Genomic DNA, 19181 nt, shown 5'->3' on the forward strand with positions numbered 1-19181 from the left:
GACCCCAGCACCGCGGTGCTCAGGTGCTCATGGCCGCCGGATACGCACGTCTGCGGTCTTCACCGGATGCGTACGATAATCCTGGCTGTGCCGCAGCAGATCGTCGGCCTGTGCTTCGATCTCATTGCGTTGCCGGATCAGGCTGCGTGCTTCGTCAATGACCATCCGGAACAGCGAATGGCAGGCGCATCAAGTGGCAGCGGCAATCCGATCGATGGGCGCGCCGTCTCGAAAATGTCTTGCTGACTTTGCGGCCGACGACACCCCAAGCTGCTGCCACAAACTCCTCCTTCGGCAGCGCCGTGATGCTTGCTGGGGTCGGAAAGGCATGGAGGAAGGCAAAGAACCAATCGCTGCGGCTGTTCCCCCGGAAGCGATCGATCTCGGGAAATACAGCGGCAGGTAGTGTGTCAGGATGCGGTGCTGGATCTCGGTCTTGGCCCTGGCGATCGCTTCATGTGTCTTCGACAGTTCCTGCACGTCGTTGATGCCGGCTCGCAGCGGATCAAGGTAGACCTGCGTCGCCTGGATCCTGAGCATGTGTAGGATCACCTGGGCATCGATCTTCTTGCCGAATATGACGCCGAAGGCCTTAAGAAGCCCAGGCATCTGTTCTCGATTTTGCCTACTAGGCTGACGAGAAGGTCGCGTGCCGACAGCAGCACCCGCACGACACAGGTGCCGTGGCTCTTGGTGCGAACCTGCTTAAACCATCCGGTCCGTCCGATCTGAGCAAGGCCCGCCGCTCGTGGCGGCCCGATTTGTTCGGCATCATCGAGAGGGCGGCGCTTGACACGATCGGAAGTCCGCGCTTCGTTAACTCGTTCCAGAGCCAGATCGCAAGCGGTCACGGCTCCATGCCGATCCGCTCCGTCTCCGCAGTTCCACAGTCCCGCCCGCATCTCCCGGTCGGGCCCGGGTAGCCATTGCGCTGCAAGGCGGGTCTGATCGCTACGGCGGCGCCCGCCACCATCTCCATCAGTCGGTTCGGCGACATAGCCAATCATCTCCCGTAAGAGAAGTGCTTTCAGGCAAGTTCCGCAGGTTCAAGGAGATCGTTGACGGCGCCGCCACTTGGGAGCTGCGTCGAGTGCATGGTCGAGCTTGCCGCCCAAGGTACGTGGCTTCGAAACGCGTGCGATTGCGCCTCATTCAAGACCGGTAGCGGGTGGTCGCCGACATACAACGGGGCGCAGGCGACTGAAACGAACCCGTCGGCCACTACGGAGCAATCCTGCCGCCTGACCAGGCGCGTGGAAAGTACCACAACGGTGACCACAGCGTCGCTTCAGGCCGTCAAAAGCTATTGCCGTGCGTCAAGGCGGGCTAGGTGACCCGTCGGGAAGCCGGCACCAGCGGCTTTGTCGGGACAAGACACATGCTATTGTTTGGCCGTCGCAGCCGCGAGCATCGCTTCTCCCATCGCAATGGCCCCTTGGGCACGCAGCATTTCACCAGGGTTCTGAATGTCGCGCAAGTCTTTGTTCTGGCTGAGTTTTGATTTTCCAACCAGGCCGGTGATCTCGATCTCCAGAGCGACGATTGCCTTGACCATCGTGTCGATGAAGTCCTTCGGCGCGTCGCCCATCTTCCATGGGACCGGCTGCGAGGTTTCTTGCTTGTGAGTGAGCTTCGCCACGTTGCGGCGCACATACCGCTCATCATCCCGGACAGTGATGCGTCCGTGGGCATGGACGACGAGATAGTTCCACGTCGGCACCTGCTTGTGGAATTCATGCTTGCTCGGATACCAGTTCGGCGAGATGTAAGCGTCGGCCGCACGGAAGATTACGAGAACCTCATCGCCATTGGCGACTTCCTCCCAGACTGGGTTCTTGCGAGCGACATGGCAATTGAGAACGCCCTTGTCTCCCTTCGAGCGGTCAAGCTCGAAGGGGAGGTGCTTCGCGTCCAGTGTGCCTTTGCTTTGGGTGACGAGGATACCGAGCGGGTGTTTGTCGATAAGCTCGAACAGGGCGTTCTGATCAGGGACGGCAAAATGAGGCGGAACGTACAACGGTTTATCTTTTGTCGCGAATGTGCGGTTGCTAGTAATCGGCGGAGCCTTACGGAACGGGCTCCTGAATCTTCGCTGCCGTCGACGAGCGCCCCGGATCTCGGTGTCCACCACGCTCAAGAACCGCCATCGAGAAATGGGCGGGCACATCAGATGCCGCCGCGTATGCGTGCGGTTGATCAGTGACAAGCCGCGCACTCTCGCCCTGGCTCAAAATTACCACATGGGTACCTACCACAACGCTCAGGGCACCCTGACTGACCGAGATCAGCTCGCGCGTATCCGGACTATGAGCATCTGCGGAAAACACGTCGCCCGGCATCATGACCCAGCTCCACAGTTCGAACATCGTGCGTCCCGAGGTCGACGAATGCAGTTGCGCAGAGCTTCCCTTGGCGCTCGTCCAAAGCCTCCTGGTCTCTGTCCGCTCAATAGGGAGGCGAACTGTGGAAGGATCGTCATTCAGCAAATCGGCCACCGAGAGCGAAAACGCCGCCGCCAGCCGACACAGTATGCCGATACTGGGGTTCGCCCTACCCTGCTCCAGCGCGACCACGGTTCCCTTTGACAGGCCACTTAGTTTAGCCAGGCGATCCAGGGTCAGGTTTTGGTCACGCCTCAAGTCTCGGATCCGGGCCGCTATCACTTGCCCAAGGACCTGCTCGGCATCAAAGGCTGTCGTAACATCGGTCATTATATTGACTTAGGACCTCGGCTCACCTATTGCGGTCAGTATAATGACCGGGGCGAAATTGCAACTGCCCGTTAGGAAGGAAATAACCGATGCGTTTTGAGACGAAGGCGATCCACTGCGGCCGAGGGGTCGACGCGTCCACGGGGGCCGTATCCATGCCGCTGCACACCAGCACGACGTTCGAACGCGGTGTCAACGGGTCATTTCCGTCCGGCTTCGAATACACAAGGGATGGAAATCCTACACGCAATGCGTTCGAGGCGGCCATGGCGACGCTTGAGGGAGGGGAAGACGGCATCGCCTTCGCTTCGGGCATGGCCGCAATCGCTGCAGTTTTCGAGAGCCATCCGTCGGCGGGTCGGATCGTTCTGCCGGATGACATGTATTTCGGCATTCGTTCGCTGATCGAAGAGACCGACATTGGGTCTCGCTTCGACTTTGCCCCAGTCGACATGCGCGATTTGGACGCTTTGCGCGCCGCGGTGACATCGAAGCGGACTGGCCTCGTCTGGATCGAGACGCCGTCAAACCCGATGATCCGCGTTGTCGACATTGCGGCCATCTGCGCAATCGCGCACGAGGCAAACGCCTTGGCGGTGGTGGACAATACGTGGGCCACCCCAGTGCTTCAACTGCCACTCGAAATCGGGGCAGACGCGGTGATGCACTCGGCGACAAAGTACATTGGCGGCCACTCGGATTTGATGGCCGGTGTCGTCATTGTCCCAAACGCGTCACCCCTCGGTCGCCCATTGCGGATGGTCCAGAAACACAAGGGCAGCGTCGCAGCGCCCTTCGACTGTTGGCTGGCGTTGCGGGGTCTGCAGACATTGCCGGTCCGCATGCGCGCCCATTGCGAAGGCGCCCAGAAAGTGGCCGAGGCCCTGGCGTCTCATCCGCGCGTCGAAAAAGTGCTCTTTCCTGGTCTGCAAACTGATCCGGGACACGATCTCGCTACGCGGCAAATGAGCCATTACGGAGCGATGCTATCCTTTATCGTCGAGGGCGGAGCCGATGCTGCAATGGCCGTGGCCGGCCGCCTGAAGATTGTTGTCCGGGCGACAAGCCTTGGCGGGACGCATTCTCTGATTGAGCATCGCGCATCCGTTGAAGGTGCGAAGTCCAAAGCGCCAGGCGGATTGCTGCGAATTTCTGTAGGGCTTGAACATCCTCAGGACATTATCGATGACCTGATGCAGGCCCTAGGCGAAACCTGCAAAGCGGGAGTCCAATGACGGGTGCAAGAACTCTGGCGCCGCTTTATGTGGCGGCTGGCGCAGCCGACGATCGGCAGAACAATGTTCCTGCTGAGTAGAACGCACGTCCTCTGGTGAACCGCTATCGCCGTGTCGCATCGTCTCGGGCGTGTGGTCGCATGGGTGATGAACGTCTTCGGGTTTCTGGACGATGGCCACGCGCTCGACCGGAAGCGGAAATACCCAGATTTGCCGTTGACCTACTGCTGCTCGACCTCGTCGGAGATCGCGGTCAACAGATGGGATGGATGTGCTGGCACTACGGCAGTTTGACAAGCCGGCCATCGGGGCGCTAGCACCGTCCAAAGCCAAGAGTCGCAGGGCAGAACTGACCGCACCAAGCGGGCTGCGGGACCCATCAGCTAACGGCCAGGTTGGTACCTCAACGCGCATCAGCACCGTGGATGCGACATTGTCCTTGTTGCGAGCGCGATCTCGGAACTTCGTTGTGACGCAGTCTGTGCAGAGAGCGCACCGCTGTAAGCAAAATGAGCGGAAGAACGACACCCAGTGGAGGTGAGAAGTGATGCGGCGTCAAGATCCTCCGCGCTTTGCGGCAAACACACTGATCCCTCTTCACAACCCGGTCTTTCGTTCTATCTGGACAGCCACGCAGATATCCAGCCTTGGCTGGCTGGTGCAGAGCGTGGCTATAAGCTGGCTCATGGCCACGATTTCAGCCTCCGATCTGATGGTTGCGCTCGTACAGGCTGCATCGACACTGCCCGCGTTCTTCTTGTCGATCCTTGCTGGAGCCATTGCAGACAGCTTCAGCCGCCGCGGCGTGATGCTTGCCGGACACTGCCTGATCGCACTGGCATCCACGGCGCTGGCACTCTCTGTGGGACTGGGCTTTGCTAGTCCATGGCTGATCCTGGGACTGAGTTTCTTGGCCGGATGCGGCTTTGCCTTGAACGATCCAGCCTGGCACGCCTCGGTCGGCGATATCCTGGAAAAGCGCGACATACCCGCTGCAGTGACGCTGATGTCGGTGGGGTACAACGTGGTTCGGAGCATAGGACCGGCGCTGGGCGGTGTAATCTTAGCTTTGCTGGGCCCCCTTACGGCTTTCGCCCTCGCTGCGCTAAGTGACCTGGTCCCGTTGAGCGCTGTTCTGCGCTCACAGTGGCAAGTTCGCTCTTCGCCTCTTCCGCGCGAGCGGATGACTACGGCCATTCATGATGGCATGCGATTCACGGCAATATCCTCAGAGATCAGAGTGGCGATTGTGCGTGCAACCCTGTTCGGGCTGTCAAGCATCTCGATCCTTGCTCTGCTCCCCCTCCTGGTTCGCGACCAGCTGGCGGGAGGGCCAATTGTGTACGGCGTGCTATTGGCCGGCTTCGGCACAGGCGCCTTCATCGCCGGCATTGGCAGCAGCTACTTGAGACGCATCACGTCCCAGAACCGATTGATCACGCTCGCATCCGTTGCTTGCGCAACGTGCTGCCTTTTGATGGCCCTCACATCGTCGGTAGCTGTGGCGGCGATCGCGCTTGCAATCGGTGGCGCTGGCTGGGTTGTCACCTGGACCGGAACCGACGTGTGTGTGCAGTTGGCAAGCCCAAGGTGGGTCGTTGGTCGCACCCTGTCCATCTATTACGCCCTGACCTACGGCGGCATGGCAGCGGGTAGCTGGATCTGGGGTGCTGTCGCGCAGTACTATTCGCTGACGTGGGCTTTGGAAGGTGCTGCAGCGGCACTGTTGCTGGTCGCGGCTGTGGGAAAGCTATTGCCGGTGCGGCTATGGGAGGAATCGGATCAAGCGGCCGTCGACTTCAGGCCACCAGAACTGGCCCTCCCTTTGAAGCCCAGGAGCGGTCCCATCGTGATCAAGGTGGAGTACTCGATACTCGAGGAGAGTATCGATGAATTTCTGAGCTGCATGCGCGAAAGGCGGCGCGTTCAGAGCCGCGCCGGTGCGCGGGACTGGACCCTCCAGCGCGACCTTCAGAAGTCGACGCTTTGGACCGAGACATTCCGCACGCCGACCTGGACGGACTATCTTCGTCTAAACCATCGGCTAACGGTGAATGACAGGGACATAGGCGAGCGCCTTGCCGCTCTGCACATGGGTGATTCTCCGCCTCGCATCTCACTTTCAATCGAGCGGTCGACAAGCCCCGCCCCCGGCAGCCAAGTCCAGCCTGTGCCTTTTGTATCGCGCCCGTGAGAAAACCAAGACTTGTCTGGGCTTGGACAAGGACGAGCTACTCCTTAATTTGTTGAGCCTGCCCGGAAATCGTTCCGGCCGGTTAGGCGAGCATGAGGATTCGCGTGGCAATTATGTCCATCACGGGTCCCATGTTCAGCCCGACACCCCCCTCTGCCGCCAGATCGGCTTGAGCACGGATTCAGGTCGCCTGTCCTTTGCATAGCGGCGGGCAACGAATAGCAAGGGGGCGGAGGGTATCCCCGTCTGCGAAGCGGGCAGAGGAGGAATCCGCAAGGCGGGTTGCTGGGGAGACGGGCCGCGCGCCTCTTTCCGCCTAGTTTTCTCCGTTACAAAGTCCCCCCGGGACGGACTGCCAGTTCACGCCAGGGCCAACCGCATGGTTGCCCCCAGGGGCGACGGCCGCGTCTGCCGGTCCTGCGAGTAGAATAAGATCGGGAAGTGCGGCTTCATCCTCGATGCCAGAGCTCGCGTCGCCGTATCGCGGCCGCCATAGCCCCTTGCGCTGTCACGAGTCAGCCCACCTTTCTAGCTGGCAGCCATCGGGAGCCGATCCGCAGCACCTGTCGGCGCGCCTTCCGTGTCAACGCAGAACATGATGCATGTTCCCAGCGCTTTTTGACAGAGCGAACTACAAAATGCAGAACACTGACTCTCCGCCAAATGAATGCTGCGAGCGAGCAGCAGGCGGAGGAACTCCGTCTGGGCTGAGTACCTCTTTCAACGCGGACGAATAAATTGTAGCCAGTTCACGAAACGCCGGGCCCGCTCCTCTGGCGTCCGATCGTCCAGGAAATCCCCTCGGCGCGCACCATGCCAGACACCTCCTTGCCGATATGATGCTCAAGCACCGGCCGCCAAGGCACCAGCGTGAACTCGCGCGATTTCTCGATGACACCGTATTTTCCGCCGGCGAGCTCGACGCAGCAGCGCAGCGTACCGTCTATTCGATTGCCATGCTGTGCTTCAGAATACGAGAGCCCGAGTTCGTCCGAGAGCTGACTGGCAACACGGTTCAGCTCTCGTTGGCGCAGCATTGAAAGCATGTTGGCGCGATAGATGACCCGATCCTGCGCATCATGGGCAAGACCTTGCGCGATCAGCCACTGCTGTCGGCGGGCCTGGACCTGACGTACTTCGCGACCGAAGCCAGAGTCGCGCAAGGACTCAGGGTGGGCTGATACCAGCTCCTGGTCGATCCAGGTGGCGCCGTCGAAGCCTACTTGGCTCTCCAGCGGCATTGATGAGAGCTTGTTAACGACAACAGGCTGGGCCCTCGCTCGCTGACGCTCGTAATCCGCGACGCGGTTGAGATGGTCGGGCGCGACTGTCCATGTGCCGTCCGGCTCGCGCTCGACGCCACCGGTCGCACGGCGGATCGCCTCCAGTCGCCGCACGTGCGTTTCGGCAAAGCGTTCAGTGGCCGAGGGGTCATGCTTGAGATGGATATCGATGCTGTAGCGCCCGTCGTTGACCGTGGCGATGCCGGCAATTGTGCGGTCGACTTTTCTTGGCCCGGTGTCCCTCGGCCTGACCCGCACTATGCAGCCCTCTGGTGTCGGTTGGGTGGCCTCGCCTTTGCCGATATCAAAATAGTGGCTTTTGCCGTCCACGCCGTCGACGACGAGGTAATGGCGGTCAGTGATTTCGTCGGCCAGCCCGCGCCCGACGACACGTCCGACCACGGTTTGAGCCGACCCGTCGGATCGATCGTGGATAAGATGGTCGGCGGCACTGCGGACGAGCCCCTTGCCGGTCAGCTCGCGATGGATGGTCTTGACGATGTCGCCGCGCGCGCCGATGCGGCGTAGCGTGGCTTCGAGTTCATCCTCCAAGCGCCAGCGACCGGCAGGCATCTCCTCGGCGAGGCCCATCCGCTCGAGCTTGCGCAGGCGGCCCTGGTGCAGCGTCTGGCGAAAGGTGTCTCGGCTGGCCAGTGAGACACACCCCTCATCGTCGCGCATGCGCATCAGCTGCCGGTCGATGCTGGTGAAGCGTTCCTGCTCCATCTCCTGGCGCAAGCGCTGCTCGATCTCGCGGTCGGTGCGCGGGCCAAGGTCGAGGCTAACCAGTTCGGCTGCGCGCTCGCGCAAGCCAGAGGAGATGTAGTCCCGCGCTATGACGAGGTTTTCGCCGTGATTGTCCCTGCCGCGCACGATGATGTGGGTGTGAGGATGGCCGGTGTTGAAATGGTCGACGGCCACCCAGTCTAGCCTGGTGCCGAGGTCTTCTTCCATTTGCGCCATGAGGCGCCGGGTGAGCGGCTTCAGGTCATCATACTCGATTCCGTCTTCAGGGGCGACGATGAAGCGGAACTGATGACGGTCACCGTTCGAGCGATCGAGAAAGGCCCTGCCGTCCGCGTGCTCATTGTCGGCAGCGTAGAGCTCGCCACGCTCGCCTTCCCGGGTGACGCCGTCACGCTGGAGGTAGCGGAGGTGCGCACGAGCCCCGTCGACTCCCTTGCCGGCCAGCTTGACGATGCGTGCCTTGACGACTGCGCGCCGCTGCCGAAACGCCGCGTGGCGGTCGCGCGCTCTAAGAACTGTGGCAGCAGACCCGCCGCGCCCCACCCGGCTTCCGATGAAGCGGCTGCCGCGTCCGCTCCTGCCGCCTGCTCGGTTGACCGCGGCCTGCACCTGGCCAGCGTAGCGTTTGCCCGCCTTCGAGCCGCGCCAGCCAATTTTGCCGAGCTTCGGCGTGAATTCGTCATCCTGCATGCGGCCTCCGATGAACCAGCAGCGAAATCAGAGGCTTGCCCGCCAGACCCTCCTGGACCCGGAGGCAACCTCCTGGGAAAACGATGTGCAGACAAAGACTTCGCGGCCTCCAGGAGGCGCTGCCTTTATCTTGCCTTCCGCGCACCTGCCCCCCTGGCCCCCGCCCGAACCACGGTAGCCGCTGCCCTCACCTGCGATCCGGCCGGCCTGACCTTGCTCGCTCCGATCCGAGCGGCACCAGGAGTTGGCCATTCGGGCCGGTCACGGAAACACCGTTTCGGAGAAAAAACAGCGACTGCCCGGACGGGATTTCCGGCGCGCTTTTGGAACGGGATTTGCCGGTGAGCGCGTCCATATCGGCGGCCGAAATGCCCGCCGCCTTGATCTCTTCCAGATACGAAACCGTCTCGCTAGGCAGCGGTCGCCCGCGCTGCAAATGCTGCTCGTAGCGCTCCGGCCCGGCGTTATAGGCTGCAAACAGGCCTGGAAATCCGAAGCGGTCATACATGGCGCGCAGATAGGCAGTGCCTGCCAGAATGTTGTCGCGAGGGTCGTGCGGGGCGGCTCCGAGGCCAAGCTCTGCGCGCAACTCCTCGTAGGTGGCTGGCATCACCTGCATGAGGCCAATGGCGCCGGCGCTCGACGTGACCGGCCGCCCATTGAGCGTCGTCTGCCCCCGGCTTTCGGCATCCATGACGGCATAAATCCAGGTCTGTGGAATGCTGAAACGCCGGCTTGCTTCGGCTACGAAGGGCTGCCATCTTGCAAGCTGCGGACTCTGGGAGATGACGACCGGCTTCGTGTTGGTCGCGGCGGAACAGGAGCATGGTGCGAGACACGCCATGCTCAGCATAAGGAGGGTCACTCGGTCCATAGCGGCACGAGCCTCCCGATGATGTTTTCGGTCGGCACCGGCCCGAAATAGCGGCTGTCGAACGAGCGATCTTTATCGCTGCCGAGCAGGAAAACCTCGTCGGCGGCGAGTTTTCGGCATGCATTCCACCAAGGCAGCGGACGGTGCTGCGTGTCGGTTGCAAGCCGGCGCGCGGCTATCTCGCCGCCGATGATGATGGCGTCGCCGAAGGTGCAGACATGCTCGCCGGGCAGCGCCGCAAGGCGCTTGACCAGCGGCACGTTGCTGGGCAGATAGAAGCGTTCGGCGGCGAGATCGGCGACCGGTCTTGGTGGGCGGACGAGTACGAGATCACCACGAGCGGGCGATCTGGATGCGACGCGATAGAGGCCGACCGGCGCACTCGCCGAGGCGTTCCAGACCAGCCAGGGCGATGGTTTGCCGAAGGCGGCGAAGCCGATCAGGCCAAGGCCGATTGTGGCAACGACGATCGTCTTGCGGGCTCGAATGCGCCGCAGATGGCTGCCGATCAGACGGATGGTGGGACGCCGGCTCATGAGCGGCCTCCCTCACCGGCCGAGCCGGATTCGTGCGCGCCATCCTCGGGCGCGGTCTCCTGCGCGTGCCCCTTCGACCAGTCGTCGAGTTCGTCGATGTGATAGCGGACATAGCGGCCGTGCTTGCGGAATTGTGGGCCACCGCCTTTGAGGCGCATCTTCTCCAGCGTGCGCTGGGACAGCCCGATATAGAAGGCCGCCTGCGCGGTGTTGAGAAACGGACTGCCCTTCTTGGCGCGGGCTGCGCGTTCGTTTTCGTCGTCCATGATGATCCTCGGTTCGTTACGGGCAAGCGAGGCGAGGATCGGCGAGCGAGATCGTTTTGGGGACGGGCGAAGAGTGGGGGGCGAGTTTTCGCCGCCCCTTCGGCGGCCTCACGGGTCCTGAGAGAGGCCCTGCGCCGGTGGGCGGCGCAGGGCTTTGCGGGTCGGCCGGTCAGTCGACCGGGTTCCAGATGATGGCGTAAGTGTCGTCGTCATCCTGGCCGGCGGCGCGGCCCAGATTCGCGTAGAGCTTGCGCGGGCCAAACTCGGGGGCCGCAATCGACAGGCTCACATAGTCCTTGCCGGAGGTCTCGCCGGTGCGGATCCAGGCCGCACCCACTTCGACCCCTTGCGTCAGCACCCGGAAGTCGGGATGGGTGTCGGCGCTCTTTGCCTGATTGGGCACGATGTCGATGTCGGCGCGGACGCTGAGCGTCTTGAGCTGGCCCTTGTAGCCGCCGTTTTCCTGTTTGGTGACGTATCCGATTGCGGTCATTTTCAGTCTCCTCTTGGTGCTCGCAGGGGACCATTCCCCTGCGATGGCGGACCGTGATGGGCGCGTCCGGACCGCCGGAACCGGCACGGCCGCAGCGATAGCGGAGGACCCGAGCGGGGAGCTTTTTTGGAAGCGAAGCGGCGCGAGGAAGCCGCCGCAGGCGGCGGGGAAAAAAGCTGCCGGCGAGGGTTTCGGGCCGGCCGGATCCGCCCATAGGTCGTCAAGCCAGGCGCAGGGGAATGGTCCCTGAGACACAATGGAGACAGGTTGCGCGATCGCGGGCACAATAAGCAGGCGGCACTATGCAGGGGGCCGGCGGCGCAGGCTCTCTCGGCAATCGGATGTACAATTGGCCCCATGCGCCTGGCGCCTCAGCAAGCAATCCGGGGCGGTGCGGGGCTGCCGAAATGGGGGCGAATTGGCGTTGGAATTTATCGCACGCGGCACTGGCTCGGCAAGACGATCAATCGGAGCCGGCGCGGCCCGGAGCGGCGCGCGCGTCCTTAGCGGCAGTACTCGAGAAAACGCCGCTCGGGCCCTGATCGACTATTCGCGCACGAACAGCGACTGCTTCCTTGCGCACAGATCGGCGAATAGGAAGGCCTCGCGGCTGGTGTAGCTTTCGGCCGGGAATTTCACCCAGCGCGGCAGCCAGGCCTCAACTTGAGGCGGCGGCCATTCTCGCCACCAGGAAGCCGCGGACCTTCCAGGCGAAACTGCTGTCCGCGCCATGCTTGCCGCCGATTTCGGCGAGCATCGAATCGGCGATTTCCTTGTCGCGCAAGCGATCGAAACGCCATTGTCCGGTTGCCGCCATATGCCGACGACGCGCACGAATTGTCGTCGCCAAGCGCCCACCTTGCGCGCGAACATGCCGGCGGCAGCAAGGGGTCGCGATTGCCGCTGGCCACCACCGGGCAGGCCAACAGCTTGTGCCGCATTTGCCGAATGCGGCGTCAGCCTTGCAGCCGGCAAGGCTGACAGTCACTGTCTCGTTGGCTGCGCGCTGCGACCCGGGGCGCACCTTGGCGATGCAGATCGGCATAGTTCTGCATCGGGGCGGGTGAGTCCCGGGCGCCGTCGGGAATGGGCATCTCCTCGCTATCCGGCGTCGGCTCGGTCGTGGCCAGTTGAGCATCGGGCATCGTCATGCCGCAGTCCCTTCTTGCGCCTCGCCTTCCGCATCGGCCTGAAGGCCAAGCAGGAAATCGGCGGCCTTCGAGGCGAGGCTGGCGGCACGGAAAATGGCGCGGTTGTCCCCGCGCAGCACCTTCAGCCATGAGCCGATGTAATCGGCGTGACGCACGGTCGGCTCGATGCCGAGATTGCTGCAGACGAAGGCGGCAGTGATTTCGGCGACCAATTCTTCACGCGCGTAAGCCTTGGAGCCGAACGAGCCGGAGAGGTCGCGAGCAAGCCGCGTCGGGTGGCCGGTCCAGTGGCCAAGCTCGTGAAAGCAGGTCCGGTAATAGTCGATCTGCTGATGGAACGCCGGCTGCGGCGGCACCTGAATGTGGTCGCTGCCCGGCATGTAGAAAGCGCGATCGCCGCCGACCCTGAAATCCGCACCACTGGCGCGAATCAGCGTTTCGGCCTGCGGCACGATCTCGCACTGAGGCAGCGGCTCGGCGGGGGCATGGAGGTGTTCCGGAAGATTGTCGCACTGCGCGACATTGAAGACGGTAAAGCGCTTCAGAAAAGGCACGGCCTGTGGTGCATCGCCCTCGTGGCGTGCGCGCTCCTTCTCGTCCTTGGGGACAAAGCGGTCGGCATGCACGATGGTCGTGCCGCGCTCGCCTTTCCTGACATTGCCGCCCAGGGCAAGCGCCTGCCGGAAGGTCAGCCAATTCTGGCTGGGATAGCTGCGCTCGATGACGGCGCCCCACAGGATGAGGATATTGATGCCGGAATAGCTGCGCCCCGTGGACGCATTCCTCGGCAGGCCGAGGCCTGCTTTTGCGCTGCCCCATGGCTTGACCCATGGCACGGTACCGCGCTCCAGCTCGGCAATGATGCGGTCGGTGATCTCCTGATAGAGGCTGGCGCCCGGGCGCCAGCCCTTGCCTGCGCCAGCCTCTCCGCTGGTGGTACGCTTGCTGTTTGCACGCATGTGTTATCCTCCGCTCACCAATCGCCGCGCCTTTCCCCGGAAGCGGGGTGGGCGGCGAGTCGCGACCGGAAGGGCCCGCCCAGTAGGCGGAACGCATCCGAAGGACCGTAACGAAGAGGAGGACCCTGAGCGGCACGCGAAGGGTTGCGGGCTGCCGCAGCGGGTCTAGAAGGGAGTGCCGCCCGCCCCGCGCCACCGGGAAAGGCCAACAGACAAACCGCGCCGCCCGCAAGGGCGGCGGCCGTCACAGCCCGAAGGGCTGCCCACGCCAAGGGGCGAAGCCGAATGGCCGAGACCGCCTGAGCTTGCCGAAGAAAAGCGGGCTCGGTTCACGAGCACCTGGTGCGCGTCGTCAGGCGCGCGGGCGCGCGCCAAGTTTTTTCGCACATGGTCAGGCGGCGCAGTTACGTCGAGAAACCCGACGGCATCGGCGCCGTGCGCGCGGCTTCCTCCGAAAACCAGCGCTCGCCTTTCAACAAATTGAGGCATTGTCCTAGACAATATTCCTGTCCGGATCATGATAGATGCGGCGCGCCCCGCTAGGACCGGAGGCTGGACAGAATCTCGCACGGATCAGCGTCAATGGCCGCAGTTATGTCGAGAAACTCGATGACGTCGAGACGCCGCTCTGCGCCCTCGTACTTGGCCACGAAGGATTGGGGACGACCAAGCTTGTCAGCCAGCTGCTCCTGGGTCAGGCCTTTGGCCTTGCGCAGCGAAACCAGCTGGGCCAGAAACCGCTGGTGGCGGGGCGATCGAAGGGATTTGGGCATGGAGGCGAACCGGTCGGGTAAAGACCGGATCAGCGACTAATCCCGGTTTCGGATTATCCCATTTTGGGATATACTGCGTGCGCTCACAGGCGAGGTTCGCAGGCATGAATGGACCAATGGGAACAGATGAGACTCGAAGCTCAACTTTGAGCGATGAAGTCCCCTGGTCGGAGAACCTCACGAGCTACGACAGGGAGCATTTCACAATCTACCTGCGGATCCTGGATGCCTGCGCCGACAATGCCAGCGAAAAGGAGATGGCCGAGCGCATTCTCGGCATCGACCCGTCCATTGACCCGGTCCGCGCCCGCAAAGCTCTTCGCAGCCATATCGACCGTGCGAACTGGATTGTGACGACCGGCTACAAGGAACTGTTCGCCGGCTGATGCACAGCGCCCACTGCCACGTGTTTCGAGCAGGCAAGTCTCTGTAGCCAAATTCGGCAGCGCACGGCCGCGACGGCCGGCGCGGCGGGAGCGGTCACAACTGGTTCGCGTGCTGTTTGACTGCCACTTCCAGTGCTTGCATCAAAGGCACAGCCTTGGAGAAGAGGAAGCCTTGAGCGGTTCGGCAGCCAAGCTTGTGCAGGATTTGCCGATCAGCCTCTGTTTCGACGCCCTCGGCCATGACCTCGATCCCGAGCATGTCACCGAGTTCGATGACCGATTTGACAAGCAGTCGGTCCTCTCGGGACTTGGCCAAGCCGCGAATGAAGCCCTGGTCTATTTTCACCTTGCGTATCCGACGGTCCTTGAGAGATGCCAAGGTAGAAAAGCCGGTGCCGAAGTCATCGGCGCGATGGAAATACCGGCATGTGAAAGCCGTCCGAGCTTTTCATCCACTCTGTCCGGGTCCACCGGCGATTCTTCGGTAATCTCGATTTCGAACATCGTCGCAGGCAGGCCTCTTGCCGCCAGACCCTCCAGAACCATGTCGTCGATATCGCCGGCTTCCAGTTCGCGAGGGGAAACATTCATCGCCACACGAATGTCACGACAGTCAGCTTTCACCAAGCCGTCGATAAAAGCACAACAGTCGGCGAATACGGTTTGCGTCAGCAGCTGAAGCATTCCGGTTTCGCGTGCGGCCGTGATGATTTCGGGTGGAGAGATGGCACCATGCGTCGGATGGGACCATCTCAGCAAGGCTTCAAAACCGACCACGGTCTCGGTTTCGAGTTTCACGATCGGCTGGAACCAAGGTTGCAATCTTCCCGTCTTTATCGCCGAATGAAGATCCCGTTCGATCGACTGGCGACGTTGCAGTTCCCTGTCGAGTTCGGCATCGAACAGGCAAAATTCGTTCCTGCCATGGCGCTTGGCCGTATACAGGGCGATATCCGCCCGCAACAACATTTCAGTCAGGCTCGGCGTCTGCGCCAAGTATATCCCTATCGATGCCCCGACCCGAACGGACGCGACCTCGATATAGGGGCGAGCAATTTTGGCTATGATATTGGAGGCGAGATCACTGGCAGAAAGCGAAGCTCTCGTTGAGGGAAAAACCAGCACGAATTCATCGCCGCCGATACGAGCGAGCGTTGAGCCTTCGGGTGCTTCCTGCTCTATGCGGCGGGCGATCATGACAAGCAGTTCATCACCGGTCCTGTGACCGTAGGTGTCGTTGACAGATTTGAAGCCGTCCAGATCAATCAGCATTGCCACGAAGGGGCCATCCGCGGTCTTGAACCGACCGATGGCGTGTTCAAGGCCCCGCCTGTTGAGAAGGGCGGTCAGATGGTCCTCCCTGGAGTTGCGCTCCATTTCCGACGCAAATCGCTCTGCCTCATGTCTCAGGCGGCTTGCTTCGCGGAAGCGCGCCTGCCCAACAAACGAAGCTCGGACCAAGCCGCCCATGAAGAGCAGAACGGTGAAAGCCAGAATGTAGCGTTCAAAATTGCCTTTCGCCAAAAGGCACGCCACCGTGATGAGGAGTGGAGGTGTGATGAAGCTGGTCGCCGCCGCGGCATACGAACTGCCATATGTAACCGCACCAGCTGAAATGCCCGCCAGTATGACCAGATGCATCGGTGCTTGTGGTGTTGTGTATCCAACAGTCAGCACGGCCGGGAAGGACCATGCAAACCCTGCCAGAAGGGCAAGGACGCCAAACATGCGAAGGCGCGGCAAAACGCCAAGCAAATCCTGATGGCGCCCCGTTTCCTTTAGCTGAAAACGGGCGAGTGCAAGCCGGGCGGCATTTAGCGCATTGACGACCAGGAACCAGCTGGCAGCGGCAAAGCCGCCGCCAGAAAGGGCCTGCACCGCGCAAATCAGGCCTGACAGGATCGCGCTTATCGGCATCGACACGAAGAGCCCGGCCCTCAGGTCAGCAAGCTGATCCTGACGGATTTTGGCCTCCAGCGATTCTTCTTCCTTTAGGGGTGCCATGAATGGACCAGCTTGCTTGCGTCGTTGTTCGCGAGGACCAAATCTATGCAAGCCCACTGAAGGACGGGTTAACTACCCAGCGAGGGTAACCAGTGCGCTCACCATGCTTCGGGTCACACCTTTGGCTTGCATTGCCGAATCATCAAGGCTTCGCCCGCGCGCGTGCCTTGATCCGAATCATGCCATGATCGGCAACGTCACCAGGAGACAGCCTTGCCCCGCGACGACGCGCGCCAGCAAGACAAGGAAGCCTCGCCGAGACAGCGTTCCAGAGCGGCAGCGCTCTGTGCGATTCACCGCCTGAGCATGGCCGAAATGCCATGGCGGACAAAGGGAAGATGTTGGGCAAAGCGGAGCCCAGCATGTCTTGCAAGCCGTGCCGCCGAGTGCTCGCTTGAGTAGAGACCGACAAGCATGTTGGTGGCATGATAGAGCGGCCCCGCCGACAGCCGCAGCCGGCTTTCGTATCTGCCGAGCATGTCGGGATCGGCAATGTCGCGGCGGGCGCGACATGCTGTCAGTATTTTATGAGCGAGTTGCTTCTGGCCGCTGAGGCCGATGTTGAAGCCATGCGCGGTCACCGGGTGCATGCCAATGGCAGCGTCTCCGATCAGTGCCGCACTCGGAGCCGAGAACTTGTGCGCCCAGGTCGTGACCAGCGGATAGGCATGGCGGGTGCTTGCCAGGGTCATCTGTCCGAGGCGTCCTCGACACCGGTTCATCAATTCCATGAGGAACAATTCGTCGTCGAGAGCAAACAGTCTGTCGGCCTCGCTTGAGCGCAAAGTCAGAAGCAGCGACGACACGCCTTCCATGAGCGGCAACATCGCTATGGTCTGATGGTGGTCGAACCATTCGACCGCGATCTGGTGATGGACGCGCTCGTGCCTCACTCGGCAAATCAGCATGGAGTGGCCAAGCGGATGGATGTTGGCGCCAATGCCGAGCAGGTCGCGCATCGGGGACAAACGCGAATCCGCTGCTACGAGCAGCCGAGCGGCCAATTGCCTGCCATCAGAAAGCGTTATGACCGCCTCGTCTTCGCTATTTGTTGCATTGACGACCGAGTTGCCGCACAGCAGCCGGGCATGATCCTGGAAGTGGACAATTTTGAACAGGGCATCGCGGATCCGACAATTTGGGACCAGAAATCCGAGTGGTTCCCCAGATCCGCTGGGAGCATCGAAGCTCAGGGCGAAAGGGCTGGATCCGTTGAGCACGCGCGCGCCATGAAGCGGTGATTTGTCCGATGCGGGGATGGCATCCCAGGCGCCGAGCTCGCGAAGGATTCTCACTGATGCGTGGGTCAGCGCGATCTCGCGACCGTCGAAAGCCGGATTCGCCAGGCTGTCGAGCGACTGCCGTTCAACCACTGCCACCTTGAGTCGGCTCCAGGCGAGCGATGCTGCGAAGGCAAGTCCGACCGGACCAGCTCCGACGACAATGATGTCGAATTTGTCGACATAGCCGGCCATCAGCGTGCCGCCATAGCGGCTATCTTCGACACGAAGCGCTCTTGAAGCATCGCAATCACCCACGGTTTGCCGCTCATCTCCCCAACTCGATAGACATGCGTTCTCCGTTGGAAGCCTGGTCAATGAAACCATGCCGATGAAGAGATAACGCTGATCTGGATCAACCAGGCTCGACAAACCCGTCAGCGGCGGGTTCACGGTCGAGTGGTCGATTGCCGTGAAAACGTCTCCATGTCTGGGCATTCTGAATGGTCGGCTTCCCAATCGCGTGCCCCTCCTGGCCAAAGGTTCGGCAACGTATTGTGGCTGATCCGTTCTTCGCACCGCGCCGATATCGTCATGACGCGGGCAATCGCCAGCAAAGATTCGGTCGACTGACGACCAGCATCCGCACAGTCGTTGGCGCCGCCAACCGGTTCAGCCTCGCGGCTCTTCCCGATCGATAAGGACCCGCTCGGCGGAGCCGTCGAGATCTTCGTATTGGCCGCTCTTCAAGATCCACAGGAAGCCCCGGTCCAAGCCCCACCAAAACAGGCAGCGGCCACCGCATTTCCGTCTGGACGGGCGTCTTGCTGCCGACAGCGTGCTCTCCTAACGCGCTAGACGCCGAAGGAACTCGCCGACGGCCTCATGTCCAAGTGATGTGGGAAGGGAGCAGAACCAAAGGGACTCTGCTTGGCGTCCCCGCTTTTTTCGCAGCTATGAAACCATCACTGAGAACGGATCCGTACTGAGGAGGAGGCGGTCCTTGACTTGCCCGACGCCGGCAACCTTCTCAGCCGCAACGATCGCTGCCTTCCGCTGACGCTCGTCGACAATCGCCCCCTTCAGTTCGACAAGGCCGTCGCTGACCCTCACATCGATCAAGTCACCACCGCTCCAGGTTTGTGGCTGCAGTTCGGCAAGGATAGCCTTGCGGATCAGTTCGTCATCGGGTGGCGTGGTTCCCTGTTTCGGCATGGCGGATCAGGACAAGCAGCAAATCAGTTCGCGTGATGATGCCGACGACCCTTTCCCGAATCGACAATCGGGACATTGTTGTGCGATGTTGCATCATCAGGTCGACAGGAGGCGCCGAGATGACGTGTGTGGTCATCACCTGATGGATGATCCGTCCATTCGAGCGCACACATAGTCATTGGCGGTTGTGCCCGGGCCAAGATCAAGCTCCAGCCAGCGCGGACGCACACGCTGGGTTCCGAGTTCCTCTCGGCGCAAGAAGTCGCTTTTGCTTACAATGCCAACCCAGGTGCCGTCGCTGGTCGTTACTGGCAGGCAGCTGACTTTGCTTGAAAGCATGACCGCTTCGGCGATCGTCGCGTTCGCATGCGTCGTGATGACTGGCTTTGTCATTAAGGATTCGGCTTGCATCCTCACCCTCCTGATCTTTCGTCGGACGACGAT

19 protein-coding genes and 2 pseudogenes are annotated in these 19181 nt (G+C 61.6%); 3 read left to right on the plus strand and 18 right to left on the minus strand.

Going from position 1 to position 19181, the window contains the following annotated elements:
* Window positions 1-72: 72 nt before the first annotated feature.
* The 3 genes and pseudogenes from X744_RS01000000170465 to X744_RS141565 form a co-directional block, all read right to left on the minus strand.
* A pseudogene (locus X744_RS01000000170465) lies at window positions 73-561 on the minus strand (IS110 family transposase); the annotation flags it as partial.
* 820 nt (window positions 562-1381) lie between these two features.
* Window positions 1382-2131: an FMN-binding negative transcriptional regulator gene (locus X744_RS141570; protein WP_348626184.1), complete on the minus strand. Its 750-nt coding sequence runs from the start codon at window positions 2129-2131 to the stop codon at window positions 1382-1384.
* Window positions 2067-2711: an XRE family transcriptional regulator gene (locus tag X744_RS141565; protein ID WP_023762777.1), complete on the minus strand. Its 645-nt coding sequence runs from the start codon at window positions 2709-2711 to the stop codon at window positions 2067-2069. Before X744_RS141565 ends, X744_RS141570 begins: the two co-directional genes overlap by 65 nt.
* Window positions 2712-2800: 89 nt before the next feature.
* Here X744_RS141565 and X744_RS141560 point away from each other — a divergent pair, with 89 nt between their 5' ends.
* Window positions 2801-3946 carry a PLP-dependent aspartate aminotransferase family protein gene (locus X744_RS141560; RefSeq protein ID WP_023740430.1) on the plus strand — a complete coding sequence of 382 codons (1146 nt, stop codon included), beginning with the start codon at window positions 2801-2803 and terminating at the stop codon, window positions 3944-3946.
* A 547-nt stretch (window positions 3947-4493) separates the two neighbouring features.
* Window positions 4494-6140: an MFS transporter gene (locus X744_RS141555; protein ID WP_031203413.1), complete on the plus strand. Its 1647-nt coding sequence runs from the start codon at window positions 4494-4496 to the stop codon at window positions 6138-6140.
* 749 nt (window positions 6141-6889) lie between these two features.
* Here X744_RS141555 and rlxS read toward each other — a convergent pair.
* From rlxS to X744_RS141520, 9 genes are all read right to left on the minus strand, one after another.
* Window positions 6890-8860 (minus strand): relaxase/mobilization nuclease RlxS, encoded by a 1971-nt coding sequence (gene rlxS / locus X744_RS141550; RefSeq protein ID WP_023762779.1) that lies wholly within the window; start codon window positions 8858-8860, stop codon window positions 6890-6892.
* Window positions 8861-9047: 187 nt separating this feature from the next.
* On the minus strand, window positions 9048-9734 hold the full coding sequence (locus X744_RS141545; protein ID WP_031261318.1) for a lytic transglycosylase domain-containing protein: 687 nt from the start codon (window positions 9732-9734) through the stop codon (window positions 9048-9050).
* Entirely contained in the window at window positions 9722-10270 is a 549-nt protein-coding gene (gene lepB, locus X744_RS141540) for a signal peptidase I (RefSeq protein ID WP_023762781.1), read from the minus strand. Before lepB ends, X744_RS141545 begins: the two co-directional genes overlap by 13 nt.
* Window positions 10267-10536 carry a helix-turn-helix domain-containing protein gene (locus X744_RS141535; protein ID WP_023735797.1) on the minus strand — a complete coding sequence of 90 codons (270 nt, stop codon included), beginning with the start codon at window positions 10534-10536 and terminating at the stop codon, window positions 10267-10269. Before X744_RS141535 ends, lepB begins: the two co-directional genes overlap by 4 nt.
* Before the next feature lie 169 nt (window positions 10537-10705).
* Window positions 10706-11029 (minus strand): DUF736 domain-containing protein, encoded by a 324-nt coding sequence (locus X744_RS141530; RefSeq protein WP_023762782.1) that lies wholly within the window; start codon window positions 11027-11029, stop codon window positions 10706-10708.
* Between the two features lie 658 nt (window positions 11030-11687).
* Window positions 11688-11813 (minus strand): hypothetical protein, encoded by a 126-nt coding sequence (locus X744_RS1000000176130; protein WP_280948973.1) that lies wholly within the window; start codon window positions 11811-11813, stop codon window positions 11688-11690.
* A gap of 172 nt (window positions 11814-11985) precedes the next feature.
* The gene (locus X744_RS0138700) at window positions 11986-12180 is read right to left on the minus strand and encodes a hypothetical protein (protein ID WP_031261320.1); all 195 of its coding nucleotides are present in this window, start codon (window positions 12178-12180) and stop codon (window positions 11986-11988) included.
* On the minus strand, window positions 12177-13139 hold the full coding sequence (locus tag X744_RS141525; protein ID WP_023762786.1) for a zincin-like metallopeptidase domain-containing protein: 963 nt from the start codon (window positions 13137-13139) through the stop codon (window positions 12177-12179). Before X744_RS141525 ends, X744_RS0138700 begins: the two co-directional genes overlap by 4 nt.
* A 539-nt stretch (window positions 13140-13678) precedes the next feature.
* Window positions 13679-13912, minus strand: a complete 234-nt coding sequence (locus X744_RS141520) for a helix-turn-helix transcriptional regulator (protein WP_023735803.1) — start codon at window positions 13910-13912, stop codon at window positions 13679-13681.
* Between the two features lie 104 nt (window positions 13913-14016).
* Between X744_RS141520 and X744_RS141515 the strand changes: the two genes are divergently transcribed.
* Window positions 14017-14298, plus strand: a complete 282-nt coding sequence (locus tag X744_RS141515) for a DUF2285 domain-containing protein (RefSeq protein WP_084025754.1) — start codon at window positions 14017-14019, stop codon at window positions 14296-14298.
* 94 nt (window positions 14299-14392) lie between these two features.
* Here X744_RS141515 and X744_RS1000000176135 read toward each other — a convergent pair whose 3' ends face one another.
* The 6 genes and pseudogenes from X744_RS1000000176135 to X744_RS1000000175690 all read right to left on the minus strand — a co-directional run bounded on the left by X744_RS1000000176135 (window position 14393) and on the right by X744_RS1000000175690 (window position 19148).
* A complete protein-coding gene (locus X744_RS1000000176135; RefSeq protein ID WP_023762788.1) occupies window positions 14393-14644 on the minus strand; it encodes an EAL domain-containing protein in 252 nt (83 codons plus the stop codon).
* Window positions 14641-16302 (minus strand): diguanylate cyclase, encoded by a 1662-nt coding sequence (locus X744_RS1000000176140; RefSeq protein ID WP_023762789.1) that lies wholly within the window; start codon window positions 16300-16302, stop codon window positions 14641-14643. The genes X744_RS1000000176135 and X744_RS1000000176140 overlap by 4 nt, the downstream gene beginning before the upstream one ends.
* A 293-nt stretch (window positions 16303-16595) precedes the next feature.
* Window positions 16596-17777, minus strand: a complete 1182-nt coding sequence (gene ubiM / locus X744_RS141510) for a 5-demethoxyubiquinol-8 5-hydroxylase UbiM (RefSeq protein ID WP_031261323.1) — start codon at window positions 17775-17777, stop codon at window positions 16596-16598.
* A gap of 417 nt (window positions 17778-18194) precedes the next feature.
* Window positions 18195-18327: pseudogene (ccoS, locus tag X744_RS1000000172975) on the minus strand (cbb3-type cytochrome oxidase assembly protein CcoS).
* Between the two features lie 149 nt (window positions 18328-18476).
* Entirely contained in the window at window positions 18477-18737 is a 261-nt protein-coding gene (locus tag X744_RS1000000175685) for a BON domain-containing protein (RefSeq protein WP_023762791.1), read from the minus strand.
* A gap of 135 nt (window positions 18738-18872) precedes the next feature.
* A complete protein-coding gene (locus X744_RS1000000175690) occupies window positions 18873-19148 on the minus strand; it encodes a CBS domain-containing protein (RefSeq protein ID WP_023762792.1) in 276 nt (91 codons plus the stop codon).
* Window positions 19149-19181: the final 33 nt, after the last annotated feature.

The sequence above is a fragment of the Mesorhizobium sp. LNHC252B00 genome (assembly GCF_000502955.1).
Lineage (GTDB): Bacteria > Pseudomonadota > Alphaproteobacteria > Rhizobiales > Rhizobiaceae > Mesorhizobium.

Excerpts from the sequence above, each read along its gene's own strand:
- X744_RS141565 (WP_023762777.1), bottom strand. The coding sequence starts at position 2,711 with ATGACCGATGTTACGACAGCCTTTGATGCCGAGCAGGTCCTTGGGCAA.
- X744_RS1000000175690 (WP_023762792.1), bottom strand. The coding sequence starts at position 19,148 with ATGCAAGCCGAATCCTTAATGACAAAGCCAGTCATCACGACGCATGCG.
- X744_RS1000000176140 (WP_023762789.1), bottom strand. The coding sequence starts at position 16,302 with ATGGCACCCCTAAAGGAAGAAGAATCGCTGGAGGCCAAAATCCGTCAG.
- X744_RS1000000175685 (WP_023762791.1), bottom strand. The coding sequence starts at position 18,737 with ATGCCGAAACAGGGAACCACGCCACCCGATGACGAACTGATCCGCAAG.
- rlxS (WP_023762779.1), bottom strand. The coding sequence starts at position 8,860 with ATGCAGGATGACGAATTCACGCCGAAGCTCGGCAAAATTGGCTGGCGC.
- X744_RS0138700 (WP_031261320.1), bottom strand. The coding sequence starts at position 12,180 with ATGACGATGCCCGATGCTCAACTGGCCACGACCGAGCCGACGCCGGAT.
- ubiM (WP_031261323.1), bottom strand. The coding sequence starts at position 17,777 with ATGGCCGGCTATGTCGACAAATTCGACATCATTGTCGTCGGAGCTGGT.
- X744_RS141520 (WP_023735803.1), bottom strand. The coding sequence starts at position 13,912 with ATGCCCAAATCCCTTCGATCGCCCCGCCACCAGCGGTTTCTGGCCCAG.
- lepB (WP_023762781.1), bottom strand. The coding sequence starts at position 10,270 with ATGAGCCGGCGTCCCACCATCCGTCTGATCGGCAGCCATCTGCGGCGC.
- X744_RS141560 (WP_023740430.1), top strand. The coding sequence starts at position 2,801 with ATGCGTTTTGAGACGAAGGCGATCCACTGCGGCCGAGGGGTCGACGCG.
- X744_RS141535 (WP_023735797.1), bottom strand. The coding sequence starts at position 10,536 with ATGGACGACGAAAACGAACGCGCAGCCCGCGCCAAGAAGGGCAGTCCG.
- X744_RS141515 (WP_084025754.1), top strand. The coding sequence starts at position 14,017 with ATGAATGGACCAATGGGAACAGATGAGACTCGAAGCTCAACTTTGAGC.
- X744_RS141545 (WP_031261318.1), bottom strand. The coding sequence starts at position 9,734 with ATGGACCGAGTGACCCTCCTTATGCTGAGCATGGCGTGTCTCGCACCA.
- X744_RS141530 (WP_023762782.1), bottom strand. The coding sequence starts at position 11,029 with ATGACCGCAATCGGATACGTCACCAAACAGGAAAACGGCGGCTACAAG.
- X744_RS141525 (WP_023762786.1), bottom strand. The coding sequence starts at position 13,139 with ATGCGTGCAAACAGCAAGCGTACCACCAGCGGAGAGGCTGGCGCAGGC.
- X744_RS141555 (WP_031203413.1), top strand. The coding sequence starts at position 4,494 with ATGCGGCGTCAAGATCCTCCGCGCTTTGCGGCAAACACACTGATCCCT.